Source organism: Armatimonadota bacterium, assembly GCA_031459765.1.
Lineage (GTDB): Bacteria > Sysuimicrobiota > Sysuimicrobiia > Sysuimicrobiales > Kaftiobacteriaceae > Kaftiobacterium > Kaftiobacterium secundum.
In genome coordinates, this window is record JAVKHY010000001.1 from 287967 (window position 1) to 304106 (window position 16140).

Below are 16140 nucleotides of genomic sequence, written 5' to 3' on the forward strand. Positions count from 1 at the left end.
GAGACCCTGATGGCCCTTTCCGACGAATCCCGCGTCGTCTCGCAGCCCATCGAGAAGGAGATGCGCACCAGCTACCTGGACTATGCGATGTCCGTCATCGTCAGCCGGGCCCTCCCCGACGTGCGCGACGGCCTCAAACCGGTGCAGCGGCGCATCCTCTTCGGCATGCTGGAAGCGGGACTGCGGCCGGATCGTCCCTACCGCAAGTCCGCGGCCGTGGTCGGCGACGTGATGAAGAAATACCATCCCCACGGCGACGTGCCGATCTATGAAGCGCTGGTGCGGATGGCGCAACCCTGGGCCTTCCGCTACCCGCTTGTGGACGGCCAGGGCAACTTCGGCAGCATCGACGGCGACCCTCCGGCGGCGATGCGGTACAGCGAGTGCCGCCTCACCCCGCTGGCCCTGGAGCTGCTCGCCGACATCGATAAAGATACCGTGGACTTTGTCCCCAACTACGACGAGTATGAACGCGAGCCGGTGGTACTGCCCTCCAAGGTCCCGCACCTGCTCATGAACGGCGCCGCGGGCATCGCCGTGGGCATGGCCAGCAACATCCCGCCCCACAACCTGGGCGAGCTGGTGGACGGCCTGGTGGCGCTGATCGACGATCCGCAGACCGACACCGAGGCGCTGCTGAAGATCATCAAGGGGCCGGACTTTCCCACCGGGGGGGTGATTCTCGGCCGGGATGGGATCAAGACCGCCTACGCCACGGGCCGGGGCAGCATCACCGTGCGGGCCCGGACCGAGATCGAGGAGTTGCGCGGCGGGCGCACCGCCATCGTGGTCACTGAGATCCCCTTCATGGTGAACAAATCCTCGCTCATCGAGCGGATCGCCGACCTGGTGCGGAACAAGAAGCTGGCCGGGGTGAGCGATCTGCGCGACGAGTCCGATCGCCGCGGCCTGCGCATCGTGGTCGAGCTGCGCCGCGACGCCAATCCCCAGATCGTGCGCAACCAGCTCTTCAAGCACACCCAGCTGCAGACGACCTTCGGGGCGAACATGGTGGCGCTGGTGGAGGGCGTCCCGCGCACACTGGGGCTGCGGGACATCCTGAGCCACTATCTGAACCACCGGCGCAACGTGGTCCTTCGACGGACGCGGTTTGAGCTGGCCCGGGCCGAGGAACGGGCGCACATCCTGGAAGGCTACAAAGTCGCCCTGAAGTTCCTGGACGAGGTCATCGCCCTGATCCGTCGGTCCAAGGATGTCCCGGCGGCGCGGGCCGGCCTGGTCCGGACCTTCAAGCTGAGCGAGAAGCAGGCGGAGGCCATTCTCGAACTGCAGCTGCGGCGGCTGTCGCAGCTGGAGCGCGAAAAGATTGAGGAAGAGTACCGACAGCTGGTCAAAGACATTGCCCGCTTCAAGGAGATGCTGCGCGACGCCACCGCGGCCCGGCCCAGGCTGATCATGGCCGCTATCCGACAAGAGCTGCTGGAGATGAAGGAGAAGTACGGCGACGCGCGCCGCACGCGGATCACCAGCAAGGAGGCGGAGGAGTTCGAGGCCGAGGACCTCATCCCCGACGCCGATGTGGTGATCAGCCTGAGCCACCAGAACTACATCAAGCGCCAGCCGCTGGAGACCTACCGCCTGCAGCGGCGGGGCACGCGCGGCGTGCAGGGTATGGCCACGCGCGAAGAGGATTATGTGGAGCAGGTCCTGGCCACGACCAATCACGCTTTCCTGCTGCTGTTCAGCGACCGCGGCAAGGTGTACCGAATGAAGGCGCACGAGGTGCCCGAGGCGGGCCGCACCGCGCGGGGCACGGCGCTGGTCAACCTCCTGGCCCTGGCCCAGGGCGAGCGGATCAACGCCATGATCGCCCTGCGCTCCTTTGAGGACGAGGGCAGCATCTTCATGGCCACGCGCCGCGGCGTCGTTAAGCGCACCGGGCTCATGGAGTTCATCAACGCCAAGCGGGCCGGGATTTTCGCCATCACCCTGGACCGCGACGACAGTCTGGTCGGCGTGCGGCTCATCGCCAGGGACACCGAGATCATCCTGGCCACGCAGCAGGGCAAGGCGCTGCGCTTCCGGGCCGGCCAGGTGCGGGAGATGGGCCGCGCCGCGCGCGGGGTCACCGGCATCCGCCTGCGCGGCGGCGACGCCGTGGTCGGGGTGGCCGACGCGAAGGAAGGCAGCACCCTGCTCACCGTCACCGAGCTGGGCTTCGGCAAACGCACGCCCATCGGCCAGTACCCGGTGAAGAGCCGCGGCGGCATGGGCGTGATCAATCTCAACGTTTCAAAGAAGACCGGGCAGGTGGTCAGCGTGCGCGCCGTGGAGGACGACGACGAGGTGCTGATCGGGACCTCCAGCGGCGTCTTCAACCGCATCCCCGCGGCGCAGATTTCGGTCTTCGGTCGCACCGCGCAGGGCGTGCGGGTGATCCGCCTGGAGGAAGGCGATCGGGTCGCCGCGCTGGCCCGGATCCCGGCCAAGGAGTAGCCGTGATGTGGCGCCGGCTGCTGACGGCTCTGGGGGTGGTCGGTGCCACCGTGGCCGTCCATGAGGCGGCCCACGCCGTGGCCGCCCTGCGGGGCGGGGGGACGGTGCGGGAGGTCGGCGTGGGCTTCGGTCCCGCCGTGCTGCGCACGAGGATCCGGCACCTGTCCGTCGTCCTGCGGGCGTTCCCGCTGGGGGGGTACGCCGCGGTGGATGCGGAGGCGATTCCGCCCCGCCAGCGCGTGGGCATGCTCCTGGCCGGCCCGCTGGCCAACGTCGCGCTGGGCCTGCCGCTGGTCTACGCTCTGCGCCGCCAGCCCCTGGTCCCGTTGGGGAACGAGGATCGTCCGGTCGGCCTCACCGGGTTCCTCGGGACCTTTGCTGCCCTGTTCCACGCCGCGGACCAGGGGGCCGGAGCGGTGGGACGGCTGGCCGGGGCCATCAACGTCGGGCTCGGCGTGATGAACCTGCTGCCGGTGTATCCCCTCGACGGCGGTTACATCGTCATGAGCCTGATGGAAGCCCGGGGGGCCCCGCCGCTGGCCCGCAGCGCCTTCATGCGTCTGACGGCGGTGGTCTTCGCCCTGCTGGTGCAGGCGGCGGTGCTGGCCGACCTTCGGCGGCTGACCGGCGGAGGTCCGGCGGCCCGACATCCCCGCCCCGCCCTCTCCTAGCCGGGAGCCGCGTCGATGACCACGGCGATTCGCCCCGCCGGTCAGAGCACCGAGCAGCTCCCCCGCGTCGTCGGCGGACGCGAGGCGGCGCCGGCGGAGTGGCTGGCCTGGGCCGAGGAACCGGGGCACGACCTGGTGGCGCTTGACGACGGGCGCGTCGTCGGCGGCATCCACGTCAGCATCGTCAGCCGCACCGAGGCCTGGATGGAAGCGCTGCGCGTCCATCCCGAGGCCCAGGGGCGCGGCATCGGCGCGCAGCTGGTGCGGGAGGCGGAGGCGGTAGCCCGGCACTACGGCGCGGCGGTGATGCGCACGGCGGTGCCGGCCCACGACTATGGCGCGCTCGCCGTCGCCGAGCGCAGCGGCTACCGGCAGGTGACGCGCTGTCTCGTCGCCGAGACCGATGTGACGCCGGGGCCGGCCCACCTCCCCTATGACGCGCCCGTGGCGCTGCCGCGCCCGGAGCAGATGCCCGCCCTCCTGCGCTTCATCGAGAGCACCGCGGTGCTGGCCGCCTGGGAGCGGCTCCTCCCGCTGGGCTGGCGATTCCGCCGCCTCGTCCCCGAGCTGCTCCGCGGGTTGATCAAGGACCGCCGCGTGGCCGCGGCGCTGCGCCCCGACCGTTCCGAGGTCCCGCAGGCCTGCGCCCTCTTCGCGCGGCCGGAGGAGTGCCTGGTCATCGCCCTGATCGACGGCTCGCCGGACGGGATGCAGGCGGTGTTTGGTGAGATCCGTGAGCAGGCGCAGGAACGGGGGGTGCGGCGGCTGGTGGTCTTTGCGCCCCAGGCCGAATTCCTCGCGCCCCTGGGCGTGCGCGAGTGGCGGCCGCACGCCTGGTGTCCTGACGGCCTCGTTGTCGTGCAGAAGAACCTCGCCGCGTAGCAACGGAGACGAATCCCGCTACAATGGGGGTGACGCGCAACCGGCGACGTGCGCCGTGATGGGCGATGACCCAACTCCTGTACCTGCACGACTGCTATCTCCAGATGTTTGAGGCCACGGTGACGCGGGTGCAGGATCGGGCCGTGGTCCTGGACCGAACCGCGTTCTATCCTGGTGGCGGCGGGCAGCCCGCCGACCAGGGCCGGCTGCGGTGGAGCGGCGGGGAGTGTCGTGTTACCGAAATGCGTAAGGACGGCGACGAGGTGTGGCACGTCGTGGAGGGCGCGCTCCCGCCGGTGGGCACCGCGGTGCGGGGGGAGCTGGACTGGGAGCGGCGCTACCGAATCATGCGGCACCACTCCGCGTTGCACGTGCTGGTGGGCGTGGTCTACCGGCGGTTCAACGCTCTGGTGACGGGGGGCGCGATCTACCCGGACCGCGCGCGCATGGACTTCTCGCTGGAGGACCTGAGCCGGGAACGCGTGGCGGCGATCGAGGCCGAGACCAACCGCATCATCGAGGAGCACCGGCGGATTGTGATTCGCTTCCTGCCGCGCGAGGAGTTTGACCGGTCTGATCTGATGCGCCTGGCCCGCAACCTCGTTCCGCAGGATGTCCGCGAGGTGCGGGTCGTGGAGATCGAGGGATTCGACGCCCAGGCCGACGGCGGCACGCACGTGGCGAACACCCGGGAGATCGGCAGGCTGGTCGTCACCAGGACGGAGAACAAAGGGAAGGCGAACCGGAGGCTGGAGATCGCGCTCGTGGGATAATGGGAAGGGGTGGAGCGATGGCCGAGCTCGTCTGCGTTTCCTGCGGTCGTCACGGCAGCATGGACTCGTCGCTGCCCTGGTACGAGGGTACGACCCGGGATCTGACCCTCGATCCCGACGAGAGCGCTGTCGAGAACGGCGCGTTTCTGTGCGGCGACTGCCACCGGCGCCTCGATCCCGAAGACCGCCCGCGCTGGAAGCCGCTGTCGCGTCTTTCCGTCAGGATCCGCGGGCAGACCGGCGGATAGGACGTTCGCAGGATAGATCGTCGGATGCGACCCGTTGCCCCGACCTCCCGGAGGATTGCCCTGCGGTGGCGTCCCGCGCCCGATGTGCAGGCGCGCCTGCGCCGAATCGCCCGCGCGCTGGGCCTGGGCTACGTAGACCCCGCCCGCATTCGCTGCGTGCGTGTGGAGGGCGCGCGGGCCAACGCCCTGGCCCGCATCTGGGGGTTGCCGCCGGTCTTCCAGGACGCGCTGCGTCTGGCGCCCTGCTACGTGGTCGAGTTCATGGTGCCCGCCTTCGACCGCCTGCCCCGCCGGGAGCAGGATCGCGTCATCATCCACGAACTGCTCCACATCCCGCGTACCTTCAGCGGGGGCATCCGGCCGGAGCGGTCGCGCTTCCTGGCCATTAATCAGCGGACGGTGGAGCGCTACTACCGCCAGTACCTGGCCGCGATGAAACGCCGACCCCGCCGCTAGAGTGGGACGCACCCGGATCTACCTCCTCCGCCACGGCGAAACGACGTGGAATGCCGAGCAGCGCTATCAGGGGCGGCTCGATGCTCCACTCACGGCCGCCGGGCGGGAGCAGTCCGCTCGCGCCGGCGACGCCCTGCGGGATGTGACCCTCGCCGCCGTGTACAGCAGTCCCCTGGGGCGCGCGCTGGAGACAGCCCGTATCGTGGCCGAAGCGCAGGGTCTGGCCGTGGTCCCCCGGGAAGGGCTGCACGAGATCAGCCTCGGCGTGTGGGAAGGATTGACCGTGGCGGAGGTCGCGGAGCGCTACGGGGAGGCGCTCCGTCAGTGGCGCACAGCCCCGCATCTGGCCCAGATTCCCGGGGCGGAGACGCTTCAGGCCGTCCAGCACCGGGCCGCGGCGGCGCTGGACGAGATCAGGCGTCGGCACCGGGGCGAGGCGGCGGCCGTCGTGGCCCACGGCGGGGTGAACAAACTGCTCCTTCTGGCGCTGCTCGGCGCCCCGGTGAGTGCCTACTGGCGTATCCGTCAGCGCAACGGCTGCATCAACGTGCTGGAGTTCGACGGCGAGCGGGGGTGGATGCGCATCATGAACGAGACCGCCCACCTGGAGAGGCGGCCGGCCGCGGAGGCGTCGGGGCGCCGCGCTCGTCCCGCGGGAAGCGGGTGAACACCAGGGCGCCGGCGGCCACGGAGAGCGCCGCCGCCAGCGGCACGAAGCGCAACCCCAGGTCCGCGCCGACGGCGAAACCGAACCGCGCCAGCAGCACCCCCAGCGCCACCGCGGCCAGACTGGTCGTCCCGTTGAAGATCAGCCCCTGCAGGGCGAAGAACAACCCCTCGCTGCGGTGCCCGAGCCGCGCGCCGTGGGCTTCGGCGATGTCCGCCAGGATGGCGTTGGGCAGGACGAAGAGGGCGGCCAGCGGCGGACCGGCCAGAATGACCAGCAGGTAGCCCTGCAGCGCGGGGTCCAGCGACAGGGGCAGCCGTCCGATCAGGCCCATCAACGGGACCACGATCCCCGCCATCAGCATCGCCCGCAGCAGCGTGGCGCGTTTGCCGGCGCGCCTGGCCATGGCGGCGATGAGGGGGAAGGAGAGCAGCGAGACGCCGATGGTCGCCCCGAGCACCGCGCCGACGGCCTGCCGGCTGAGACCCATGAGCACCGTGACGACGTAGGCCAGAGAGAGGTTCACCATGCTCAACCCGAACCACAGGAGGGCCAGACCCAGAAGGTAGATCTGGAAGGCGCGATTCATGACCACGGCCCGGGCCGCGGGCCCGAAGGCCACGGCCGGCTCCGGGACGGCCCGTTCCTGCACACTGAAGGCGGCGATCCACATCGCCGCCATGCCGATGGGGGCCAGGACCGCTCCCATGGTGGGGAAACCGCTGTGTCCGACGAGCCAGGACGACCCCAGGAAGGCGGCGGCCGTCCCGGCCAGGCTGCATCCGGCCTGCCAGGCCGCGGTGTCGATGCGCCCGCGGCCTCCGGCCGTGATCTCGGGGAGCAGCGCGGTGTAGGGGTTCATGACCACGGTGTAGAGCAAGTAGAAGACGCCGAGGACGGTGCCCAGGTAGAGGATGTTGGCCGTCGTCGGCCCGGCGTGCGGGGGGACCCACAGCAGGGCGAAGGCCAGGGCCAGCAGCGGGGCGCCGATCAGGATGAAGGGACGGCGCCGCCCTCCCCGCCCGCGGAGGCGGTCGCTGAGGTAGGCGACCGGCGGATCGGCGAGCGCGTCCACCACGCGGCCGGCACCCATGGCCATCCCGAGCAGCGGGGCGGCGACGCGCGTGGGCAGGCCCTCCCCCGCCGGCGGCGCGTAGAAGTAGAAGACCCACAGCAGCACCGTCTGCTGCAGCAGACTGCCGCCGAAACTGCCCAGGCCGTAGAGAAAGTGCGCGCGCATGTGCGCCCCACCGTCCGCTCCGGTCGCTGGCACCATTAGAGGTGCGCGGGAGTACTCCTCTTCTGCCCCCTGCGGGCCGAAGCTGCCACCCCGTGACCGCCGAAGCTGCCACCCCGTGACCCCGGCGCGGAAGGAAAAAGGAATTTCAGAACGAAGTTCTGCTGTGCAGTACGCCAGAGCGGAGCCCCGGGTTGGGGAGGTGGGGGAGGTAGCCGCGCATCATTGGTGGGGGAGGGAGGGGCATGGAGAGAGCCAGGCCTTCTGAAGCGCTGCGGGTGTCGGTTGTGGTCCTGCTCGGCGTGGCACTGGCGCTGGGGCTGGCCGCCGTACCGTCTACGGCGCAGGCCTATCCCGAGCGCAACATCATCGGCATCATTCAATGGGGCGCCGGAGGAACTACGGACCGGGTGTCGCGGAAGGTGGCTCCCCTGGCCGATCGCCTGCTCGGCCAGCGGATCGTCCTGAACAACATGACCGGGGCCAGCGGCGCGACAGGCATGCAGTACGTCTACGACCAGCCGGCGGACGGCTACACCCTGCTGTTCGCCGCCGAGAACCCGACGCTATACGGCATCCTGGACATTTCGCCGCGCAACTTCGACGAGTTCATTCCCATCAACCTGTTCGCCCGCAGCATCCCGGTGATCGTTGTGCGCAGCGACTCGAAGTACCGCTACCTCGACGACTTGATCCGCGATGCCAGGCAGCGCCCCGGCCAGATCAAGGCCGGCGGTACGGGTATCGGCGGCGTGCCCTTTGTCGTCGGGGCCATGATGACCGCGGTCAGCGGCGTGAAGTTCAACACGATCCCCTTCGACGGCGATGGGCCGGCGCTGGCCGCCCTCCTCGGGGGGCATATCGACTTCCACGTCTCGGTTCTGTCGGCGGCGGCGGAGCATATGCGGGCCGGCCGCATGCGGGCGATCGCGGTCGTAGACAACGTGCCGAACTTCGGCGCGCCCGGGGTCCCCGCCCTGGGACAGATGATCCCCCAGTACCGCTCCTACCTCCCGTGGGGACCGTTCTTCGGGGTATGGGTCAAGAAGGGGACCCCCGCTCCGGCCGTGGCCAAGCTCACCGAGGCCTTCAAGGCGGCGGTCGGGAGCGAAGAGTTCAAGGAGTTCGCCGAGTTGTTGGGCGCGGTTCCCTTGAACCTCTCCGGGGACGAGGCCATGCGGTTCGTGAAGCAGTGGCAGTCCGTCACCGCGTGGCTGCTTTATGACGCCGGCGCGGCGAAGAAGTCGCCCCAGGCGTTCGGGATCCCGCGCCCGTCCAGGTAGCGTGGCGGGGGACCCGACAGGGGCAGCCCTGCGGGCCCGGTTGTCGGCCCGCCTGCAAGCCGCAGGCGTCGCGGCCCTGGGTGTGTTTGTCTTCGAACGGGCGAGCCGGATGACCAACTTCTGGTCGGATCCCGGCTCGCCCGGGCTCTTTCCTGCCCTGGTCGCCGCGGTCTTCATCATCTGCGCCGTGGCCATCTGGCGCCAGGGACCGCCGGAGGATGATCCCGGGTCGGTATCGGTCTGGGCCATCCTCTACGCCCTGATGGTGGTGGCCTACGGGGCGCTGCTCAAGCCGGTCGGCTATATCGGGGCGTCCATCGCCTTCCTGCTGGTATCGTTCCTGTGGCTGCGCGCCATGCCGTGGTGGAAGTCCATCCTCGTGGCCGTGGTGGCTACGGGGATCACGTTCGCGGTGTTCCGCTACCTGTTCATCGTCATCCTGCCGTAGGAGGGCGGGCCGATCGATCTGGCGCTGCAGGTCTTGAAGGAGTTCCTCTCCCCGGGGAATATTGCCCTGTCCGCGGTGGGCGTGGTCGCGGGCATTCTGGTCGGTGCGACACCGGGCCTCAGCGTGACGATGGCCGTCGCCCTGCTGGCCTCGATGACCTACTCCTGGGACACGAAGACCGCCCTGGCGTTGATGCTCGGGGTGTATGCGGGCGGGGTGTATGGAGGATCTCGATCCTCCATCTTGATCAACATTCCGGGTACGCCCTCCGCCCTGGCCACTTCCTTCGACGGTCACCCGATGGCCTTGAGGGGCGAGGCGGGCCTGGCCATCGGTGTGGCTACCGTCCAGTCCGTCATCGGCGGCTTCATCGGGCTCATTACCCTGATCCTCGCCGCCCCGCCGATCTCGGAACTGGCGTTGAAGTTTGCGCCGCGGGACTACTTCTTGTTGGTGGCGATGGGGCTGTCGCTGACCGGCCGCCTGGCCGGGGGGTCGCTGGCCAGGTCCATGGTGGGGGCGGCGCTGGGCGTCCTGGTCGGGTTGATCGGGATGGACCCGATTACCGGTGAGGGCCGCTTCACGTTCGGCCAGCCGCTGCTCATCAACGGCGTCCACTTCATCGCCGCGGTCATCGGGCTGTTCGGCGTGTCGGAAGTGATCTATCAACTCGGCCGGATCGGCCGGAGTACGGCGCCGCAGGCCAGGATCGCGGAGGTCGGGGGCGTCTTCCCGGGGTTCCGCCACTTCTTCAAATACCTCCCCGTCACCATCCGCGCCTCGGTGATCGGCGTCATCGTCGGAGCGCTGCCCGGCGCCGGCGGGGACATCGCGGCCCTTCTGGCTTACGCCGACGCCAAACGGTGGGTAAAGAAACCGTCGCGCCCCTTCGGCCAGGGCGCGGTGGAGGGTGTCGTCGCCCCGGAGACGGCGAACAACGCCTGCATCGGCGGGGACATGATCCCGATGCTCACCCTGGGGATCCCCGGCGATGCCGTGACCGCGGTGCTCATCAGCGTCCTGTTCATCCATGGGCTGCGGCCCGGGCCGTTGCTCATGGTGGAGCAGCGGGACCTTTTCTGGTTCATCGCCGGATCCTACGGACTGGCCAACATCTTTCTCTTCGTCTTCGGCCTGCTGGCGGTGCGCCCGTTCGTCAAAGTGGTCAACATCGACAAGCGGATCCTGATGCCCCTGATCGTGCTGATCTCCGTTGTGGGCACCTACGCCATCCAGAACAACATCTATGACGTCTTCTGGATGATCGGGTTCGGTGTGCTGGGCTACTTCATGAAGCTGGGCGGCTATCCGGTGGGTCCTATGGTCCTGGGGGTCATCCTCGGGCCGCTGGCCGACATCAACTTCCGCCGGGCCATGCTCGCGGTCCAGGGCAACGTTCCCCTGTTCTTGTGGGAGATGGTCAGTCATCCCATCAGCTTGGTGTTGACCCTCATCCTGCTCTCGGCCTTCGTCCCGAGCGTCTCTTTCGCCGGGGTCAGGAATTGGATTCGGCTCCGACGGATGCGAAGGGAGGTCGCGTGATGACCGCGGTGTCGCGTGCTGCGTCCCCGGCTGCCGACAGCGTCCCGGCCTACGATCTGTTGGTGGGGGGACGGTGGACTCCGGCCGCGTCGGGAGCAACCATGGACACCTACAATCCGGCTACGGGCAGGGTGTTCGCCCGCGTGGCCAGTGCCGGTCCGGCTGATGCGGATCGCGTCGTGGCCGCGGCCCGTCAGGCTCTGGAAGCCGGTCCCTGGCCTCGGATGAACGGGGCCGCCCGGGCCCGGCTGCTCCGCGCCGTGGCCGATCGCATCGAGGCGCGGGCGGACGAACTGGCGCGGCTGGAGACGATGAACTCGGGCAAGCCGATCCGCGATGCCCGGGCCCAGATCCTCAAGGCCGCGGCGTGCTTCCACTATTATGCGGGGCTGGCCGAGAAGGTCTGGGGACAGACCGTACCTGTGGATGAAGGCCTCTTCGCCTACACGGTGCGCGAGCCGATCGGGGTCTGCCTGGGGATCACGCCGTGGAACAGTCCGTTCATCATGGCCGCCTACAAGACGGCCCCCGCTCTTGCCGTGGGAAACACGGTGATCCTGAAGCCGGCCAGCGCCACGCCTGTGACGGCCCTCCTCCTCGGCGAGATCTGCCTGGAGGCCGGGTTGCCTCCCGGCGTGGTCAACGTCGTCACGGGTCCCGGGGGGACGCTGGGGATGGCGTTGGTCAGGCATCCCGGGGTGGACAAGATCGCTCTGACCGGCGACAACGAGACCGGCACGGCCGTGATGGCCGCCGCCGCGGCCACGGTCAAGCGGGTGACCCTGGAGCTCGGCGGCAAGTCGCCCAACCTGATCTTCCCCGATGCCGACCTGGAGTGGGCCGTCCCGGGCTCGATCACGGCCGTGTACTCCCACGCCGGCCAGCGGTGCACGGCCCGCTCCCGGCTGCTGGTGCACGACGCGGTCTATGAGGAGTTCGTCGGGCGGTTCGTCGCCGCCGCGCGGGCGATCAGGCTCGGGGATCCGCTGGATCCAGCGACAGAGATGGGTCCGGTGATCTCGGAGGCGCAGCGCACGTCCATCCTGGGATATGTGCGGAAGGGCCTCGAGGAAGGCGCCGTTCTGCTCTGCGGCGGTCGGGTGCCGGACGACCCCGCCCTGGCGGAGGGATACTACCTCCTCCCCGCGGCGTTCGCCGAGGTGCGCAACGAGATGACCATTGCCCGCGAGGAGATCTTCGGGCCGGTGGTGTGCATCATGCGGTTTACGGAGGAAGCGGAAGCGGTCCGGATCGCGAACGAGACACGGTACGGCCTGGCGGCGACCGTGTGGACACGCGACGTGGGACGGGCGCACCGTCTGGCGCGCGCCCTGCGTGCCGGGGTGGTCAGCGTGAACAGCGTGCCCGTAACCTACATTGAGGCGCCCTTCGGCGGCTTCAAGCAGAGCGGCCTGGGCCGCGAGCTGGGGCTGGAGGGGCTGTTGGAGTACAGCGAAGTGAAGAGCGTCTTTGTGGGTCTATCCTAGGAGGGGTGAGACGTGGGCGTCAGGGCGCAGCCCGGGATCAGAGTGGTCCGGACGTACGCGGAGGGGAAGGCCTACTGGATCGGCCTGGACAATCCGGGATTCCGCCGCAAGGTCTTCCGCACGGTGGACAGGGAACTGTGCGGCTCGGAGCACATGGTGGCGGGGATCACCGTCTTCCCTCAGGGAGAGGCCAGCTCGCTGCACAGCCATCCCGAGTCCGAGGAGATCAACGTCGTCCTGGCGGGGCACGGGGAAGTGGTCGGCGCCGACGGCTCGCGGCAGTCCTTCGGTCCCCACGACATGATGTTCGTGCCCAAGGGCCTGCCGCACCAACACGTCAACACCGGCGCCGAGCCGCTCGTGCTGCTGTGGTGCTACACGCCGCCGGGAGAAAATCCGACCAGGTGAGGGGGCCGGAGCATCACGCCGTTCCGTCTCGCTGCCAGACGACCGGTCAAGGTCGGCCAACACCTGCTGGGCGGGCCGACGGTGCTCACCTGCGTGCCCTTGACGGCGCGCGATCGCTCCGCGCTGGTCGACCAGGCCCGTGCGCTGGCTGCGCTCCGGCCCGACTGCATCGAGTGGCGCGCCGACTTCGTGGCTGACCTGGTTCCCGCCGACGTCCCGGTGCTGCTCCGCGATATGGCCGCGGCCGCCCCTGTCCCGCTGATCGTCACCAACCGCCTGGCCGCCGAGGGCGGGCACAGGGTCCAGGACGAGGATCACCGGGTGGCCATCCTCACCGCGGCGGCGGCGACCGGCATCCCCGCCCTCGTGGATCTGGAACTGGCCACCGCCCCGCCGCTGGCCGAGCGCGTCGCGGCGGCGGCCGGGCAAGCCGGCGTGGCGGTGATCCGGTCCTGGCACGACTTCAGCGCCACCCCTCCCGTGCCGACGCTGCTGGGGACGCTCCGGACGATGCAGAGCGCCGGCGCGGCCGTGGCGAAGGTCGCGGTCACCCCCCGCACGCCGGAGGATGTGCTCGCCCTGCTCACCGCCGGCCTGGAGGCGCGCCGCACGTTCCTGGAGATCCCCTGCATCCTGATGTCCATGGGCGCGCTGGGCGCGGTGAGCCGCTTCGCCGGACACTTCGGATCCGACCTGACGTTCGCGGTGGGCCTGGAAGCCTCAGCCCCCGGGCAGATGGACCTGGAGCTGACGCGCCGGGGCTTGCAGGCGCTGGGTCTGGCCGGTGACTCCGGAGAGGAGAGGCCGTGACGCTGATGCGGGCCGCACGCCTCCACGCCCCCCGCACGGTTCGGGTGGATCGTCTTCCTCCGCCCGTGCCGCAGGCCGGCGAGGTGCTGGTGTCCATCGAGCGCGTCGGGGTGTGCGGCAGCGACGTACACCTGTTCCAGGGGCACCGCACGGCGCCCTATCCCATCATCATGGGGCACGAGGGGCTGGGACGGATCGCCGCCGTGGGCCCCGGCGTGGCCGCCGAGCGCGTGGGCCAGCGCGTCGTCCTCGAGCCCAACGTGCCCTGCGGGAGATGCCCCTGGTGCCGGCGCGGCCGCGGCGCGATCTGCCCCGACAAGCGCTCCCTGGGCGTGAACGTGCCCGGCGTGCTGGCCGAGTACGCGACCCTGCCCGCCACCCACGCCTGGGCCATCCCCGAGACGCTCTCCTGGCGGGACGCGGTGCTCATCGAACCCCTCGCCGTGGCCGTCCACGCCGTCGCGGTGTCCGGGCTGGTGCCGGGCGACGCCGCCCTGGTCCTGGGGTGCGGCACCATCGGCCTGGTCCTGACGCGCCTGCTGGCCGGCATGGGCGTCCGCGTCTGCGCCATCGATCTGGATGAGCGACGGGTGGAGGCCGCACGACGCGCCGGAGCCGCCGAGACGGTGGTGGTGTCCCGCGAGGACGCGCCGGGGCTCGCCCGCCGTGTCCAGGCCGGGGCTGCCTGGCCGGTGATCTTTGAGTCCTCCGGCACGGCCTCCGGGGCGGGCTGGTGTCTGGAGGCGGTACCGCGGGGGGGCACCGTGGTCCTGCTGGGACTGGCCACCGACCCCGTGTCCCTGCAACCCCTGCGCCTCGTGCGCGAGGGGATCACCATCACCGGCTCGATCATCTACGACCACCCCGATGATTTCCGCCGGGCGATCGGCCTGGTGACCGGTAGCGGGACGCTGCGGCTCGGCGATCTGGTCGAGTCCGAATTTCCCCTCGACGCCGTGGAGGATGCCCTGCAGGCCGCCGGAGGGATGCTGGCGGGGAAAGCCGTGGTGCGGGTCGCCGGTTGAGGTGATACAGGATGGGAGCCAAACCTCACAATGTCGCCCACCAGATCGTGCGGTTCCTGGAGGCGATCGGAACCAGATACGTCTTCGGCCTCTGCGGGCACACCGTGATCGCGCTGCTGGACGCCTTCCGGGACAGCCCGATCCGGTTCGTGATGAACCGGCATGAGCAGATCGCCGCGCACATGGCCGACGGCTATGCCCGTGCCTCCGGCGAGTGCGGGGTGCTGCTGACCCATGTCGGACCGGGCCTGACCAACGCCGTCACCGGAGTGGCCAACGCGGCGTTGGACTCCGTCCCGCTGCTCGTCATCGCCGGCGATGTCCCGGCATACTTCTTCGGCCGCCACCCGCACCAGGAAGTTCAGGTCCACAACGATGGCGATCAGTCCGCCATCTACCGACCCTTCGTGAAGCGCGTCTGGCGCGTAACGCAGCCCAGGGGGCTGGCCAGGATCCTGGAACGCGCCTACCTGCTCGCCACCAGCGGCCGTCCCGGCCCGGTGCTTGTGGACGTGGCCATGGACGTCCTGTCCCGTCCGGCGGAAGATCCCGACCCCCAGGCTCCGCGCCCGGCGGCGCGTCCGGGGCTGGACCCGGGGACGGCCCGCCGGATCGCCGAACGCCTGCTGGCGGCCCGACGGCCCGTGATCTATGTGGGCGGCGGCGTCATCAGCTCGGACGGCGCAGAAGAGCTCGCGCGGGTTGCCGAGCACCTCAACGCCCCCGTGGCCTACTCCCTGATGGGAAAGGGCGCGATCCCGGACGACCACCCGCTGGTGCTCGGGATGACCGGATTCTGGGGGACGGACCTGACGAACCGCGTGACGCGGCAGGCCGATGTGCTCCTGGCCGTGGGAACCCGGTTCGCCGAGGCCGACGCCAGTTCGTGGGATGCGAGATTCACCTTCGCCATCCCGCCCACGGAGCTGATCCACATCGATGTCGATCCGGCCGAGCTCGGCCGGTCCTTCCCGGTGACGATCGGAGCCGTTGCCGACGCCCGGGCGGCCCTGCGGGCAATCCTGGAAGCGCTGGTGGAGGCGGCGCCGCGCGGAGGTCGCGGACACGCCGACCTGGCGGCGATCCAGGCCGAGCGTGCCAAGTGGCGGGAGAGCCTTGTCGGGCCGATGCGGTCGGAGGCATACCCGCTCGCCCCCCAGCGCATCCTGGCCGAGGTGCGGGCCGCCCTGCCCAGGGACGGGATCCTGGTGACGGACGTCGGCTGGAACAAGAACGGCGTGGGGCAGCAGTTTCCCATCTATTTCCCACGGACGCACCTGACTCCGGGAGGGCTGGCCACGATGGGGTTCGGCCCGGCCGCCGTCCTGGGCGCCAAGCTGGCGAAACCCGAGCGCGCCTGCGTGGCGATGGTCGGGGATGGGGCGTTCAGCGCCAATCCCTCCGTGCTGGCGACGGCGGTGGAGCAGGGCATCAACGTCACGTGGGTGGTCATGAACAACTCCGCGCATGGGACGATTGCCGGGCTCATGAGCCAGCACTTCGGCCACACCCTGGGCTGCGAGTTCCGCCGGCAGGGGGAGGCGTACTCGCCCGATTTCGCCGCCGTGGCCCGAGCCTACGGGGCAGACGGCGTGCACATCGAGCGCGCCGGGGATCTGGCCCCCGCTCTGGGACGGGCCCTGCAGGGCCACCGGCCCACGGTCCTGGACGTGCCGATGACCAATGATCCGGTGCCGACCGGGGGCCACTGGGACATCAACGACATCTACCAATGGTAGCGGGCAG

16 protein-coding genes are annotated in these 16140 nt (G+C 70.0%); 15 read left to right on the top strand and 1 reads right to left on the bottom strand.

Annotation, left to right across the window (positions count from 1 at the left end; genetic code table 11):
- The first annotated feature begins 9 nt into the window (after window positions 1–9).
- The 7 genes from gyrA (at window position 10) to QN141_01385 (ending at window position 6154) form a co-directional block, all read left to right on the top strand.
- Window positions 10–2457 (top strand): DNA gyrase subunit A, encoded by a 2448-nt coding sequence (gyrA, locus tag QN141_01355; protein MDR7557118.1) that lies wholly within the window; start codon window positions 10–12, stop codon window positions 2455–2457.
- Window positions 2458–2462: 5 nt separating this feature from the next.
- Window positions 2463–3128: a site-2 protease family protein gene (locus tag QN141_01360; GenBank protein MDR7557119.1), complete on the top strand. Its 666-nt coding sequence runs from the start codon at window positions 2463–2465 to the stop codon at window positions 3126–3128.
- 15 nt (window positions 3129–3143) lie between these two features.
- Window positions 3144–4010, top strand: a complete 867-nt coding sequence (locus tag QN141_01365; GenBank protein MDR7557120.1) for a GNAT family N-acetyltransferase — start codon at window positions 3144–3146, stop codon at window positions 4008–4010.
- Between the two features lie 65 nt (window positions 4011–4075).
- Window positions 4076–4783: an alanyl-tRNA editing protein gene (locus tag QN141_01370; GenBank protein MDR7557121.1), complete on the top strand. Its 708-nt coding sequence runs from the start codon at window positions 4076–4078 to the stop codon at window positions 4781–4783.
- Between the two features lie 17 nt (window positions 4784–4800).
- The gene (locus QN141_01375) at window positions 4801–5031 is read left to right on the top strand and encodes a hypothetical protein (GenBank protein ID MDR7557122.1); all 231 of its coding nucleotides are present in this window, start codon (window positions 4801–4803) and stop codon (window positions 5029–5031) included.
- Window positions 5032–5055: 24 nt separating this feature from the next.
- Window positions 5056–5487 carry a putative metallopeptidase gene (locus QN141_01380; GenBank protein ID MDR7557123.1) on the top strand — a complete coding sequence of 144 codons (432 nt, stop codon included), beginning with the start codon at window positions 5056–5058 and terminating at the stop codon, window positions 5485–5487.
- Window position 5488: 1 nt separating this feature from the next.
- On the top strand, window positions 5489–6154 hold the full coding sequence (locus tag QN141_01385) for a histidine phosphatase family protein (protein ID MDR7557124.1): 666 nt from the start codon (window positions 5489–5491) through the stop codon (window positions 6152–6154).
- Here QN141_01385 and QN141_01390 read toward each other — a convergent pair.
- On the bottom strand, window positions 6072–7394 hold the full coding sequence (locus QN141_01390) for an MFS transporter (protein ID MDR7557125.1): 1323 nt from the start codon (window positions 7392–7394) through the stop codon (window positions 6072–6074). The genes QN141_01385 and QN141_01390 overlap by 83 nt on opposite strands.
- A gap of 242 nt (window positions 7395–7636) precedes the next feature.
- Between QN141_01390 and QN141_01395 the strand changes: the two genes are divergently transcribed.
- From QN141_01395 to QN141_01430, 8 genes are all read left to right on the top strand, one after another.
- Window positions 7637–8674 carry a tripartite tricarboxylate transporter substrate binding protein gene (locus QN141_01395; protein MDR7557126.1) on the top strand — a complete coding sequence of 346 codons (1038 nt, stop codon included), beginning with the start codon at window positions 7637–7639 and terminating at the stop codon, window positions 8672–8674.
- Between the two features lie 40 nt (window positions 8675–8714).
- Complete coding sequence (locus tag QN141_01400; GenBank protein MDR7557127.1) at window positions 8715–9122, top strand: tripartite tricarboxylate transporter TctB family protein; 408 nt, start codon at window positions 8715–8717, stop codon at window positions 9120–9122.
- A 33-nt stretch (window positions 9123–9155) separates the two neighbouring features.
- Entirely contained in the window at window positions 9156–10664 is a 1509-nt protein-coding gene (locus QN141_01405; GenBank protein ID MDR7557128.1) for a tripartite tricarboxylate transporter permease, read from the top strand.
- Entirely contained in the window at window positions 10664–12151 is a 1488-nt protein-coding gene (locus QN141_01410; protein ID MDR7557129.1) for an aldehyde dehydrogenase family protein, read from the top strand. The genes QN141_01405 and QN141_01410 overlap by 1 nt, the downstream gene beginning before the upstream one ends.
- Before the next feature lie 12 nt (window positions 12152–12163).
- Window positions 12164–12559: a cupin domain-containing protein gene (locus QN141_01415; GenBank protein MDR7557130.1), complete on the top strand. Its 396-nt coding sequence runs from the start codon at window positions 12164–12166 to the stop codon at window positions 12557–12559.
- A gap of 81 nt (window positions 12560–12640) precedes the next feature.
- Complete coding sequence (gene aroD / locus QN141_01420) at window positions 12641–13369, top strand: type I 3-dehydroquinate dehydratase (GenBank protein ID MDR7557131.1); 729 nt, start codon at window positions 12641–12643, stop codon at window positions 13367–13369.
- A 5-nt stretch (window positions 13370–13374) separates the two neighbouring features.
- The gene (locus QN141_01425) at window positions 13375–14394 is read left to right on the top strand and encodes an alcohol dehydrogenase catalytic domain-containing protein (GenBank protein ID MDR7557132.1); all 1020 of its coding nucleotides are present in this window, start codon (window positions 13375–13377) and stop codon (window positions 14392–14394) included.
- An 11-nt stretch (window positions 14395–14405) separates the two neighbouring features.
- Window positions 14406–16133 carry a thiamine pyrophosphate-binding protein gene (locus QN141_01430; protein MDR7557133.1) on the top strand — a complete coding sequence of 576 codons (1728 nt, stop codon included), beginning with the start codon at window positions 14406–14408 and terminating at the stop codon, window positions 16131–16133.
- Window positions 16134–16140: the final 7 nt, after the last annotated feature.

Excerpts from the sequence above, each read along its gene's own strand:
- gyrA (MDR7557118.1), top strand. The coding sequence starts at position 10 with ATGGCCCTTTCCGACGAATCCCGCGTCGTCTCGCAGCCCATCGAGAAG.
- QN141_01360 (MDR7557119.1), top strand. The coding sequence starts at position 2,463 with ATGTGGCGCCGGCTGCTGACGGCTCTGGGGGTGGTCGGTGCCACCGTG.
- QN141_01365 (MDR7557120.1), top strand. The coding sequence starts at position 3,144 with ATGACCACGGCGATTCGCCCCGCCGGTCAGAGCACCGAGCAGCTCCCC.
- QN141_01370 (MDR7557121.1), top strand. The coding sequence starts at position 4,076 with ATGACCCAACTCCTGTACCTGCACGACTGCTATCTCCAGATGTTTGAG.
- QN141_01375 (MDR7557122.1), top strand. The coding sequence starts at position 4,801 with ATGGCCGAGCTCGTCTGCGTTTCCTGCGGTCGTCACGGCAGCATGGAC.
- QN141_01380 (MDR7557123.1), top strand. The coding sequence starts at position 5,056 with ATGCGACCCGTTGCCCCGACCTCCCGGAGGATTGCCCTGCGGTGGCGT.
- QN141_01390 (MDR7557125.1), bottom strand. The coding sequence starts at position 7,394 with ATGCGCGCGCACTTTCTCTACGGCCTGGGCAGTTTCGGCGGCAGTCTG.
- QN141_01395 (MDR7557126.1), top strand. The coding sequence starts at position 7,637 with ATGGAGAGAGCCAGGCCTTCTGAAGCGCTGCGGGTGTCGGTTGTGGTC.
- QN141_01410 (MDR7557129.1), top strand. The coding sequence starts at position 10,664 with ATGACCGCGGTGTCGCGTGCTGCGTCCCCGGCTGCCGACAGCGTCCCG.
- QN141_01425 (MDR7557132.1), top strand. The coding sequence starts at position 13,375 with ATGCGGGCCGCACGCCTCCACGCCCCCCGCACGGTTCGGGTGGATCGT.
- QN141_01430 (MDR7557133.1), top strand. The coding sequence starts at position 14,406 with ATGGGAGCCAAACCTCACAATGTCGCCCACCAGATCGTGCGGTTCCTG.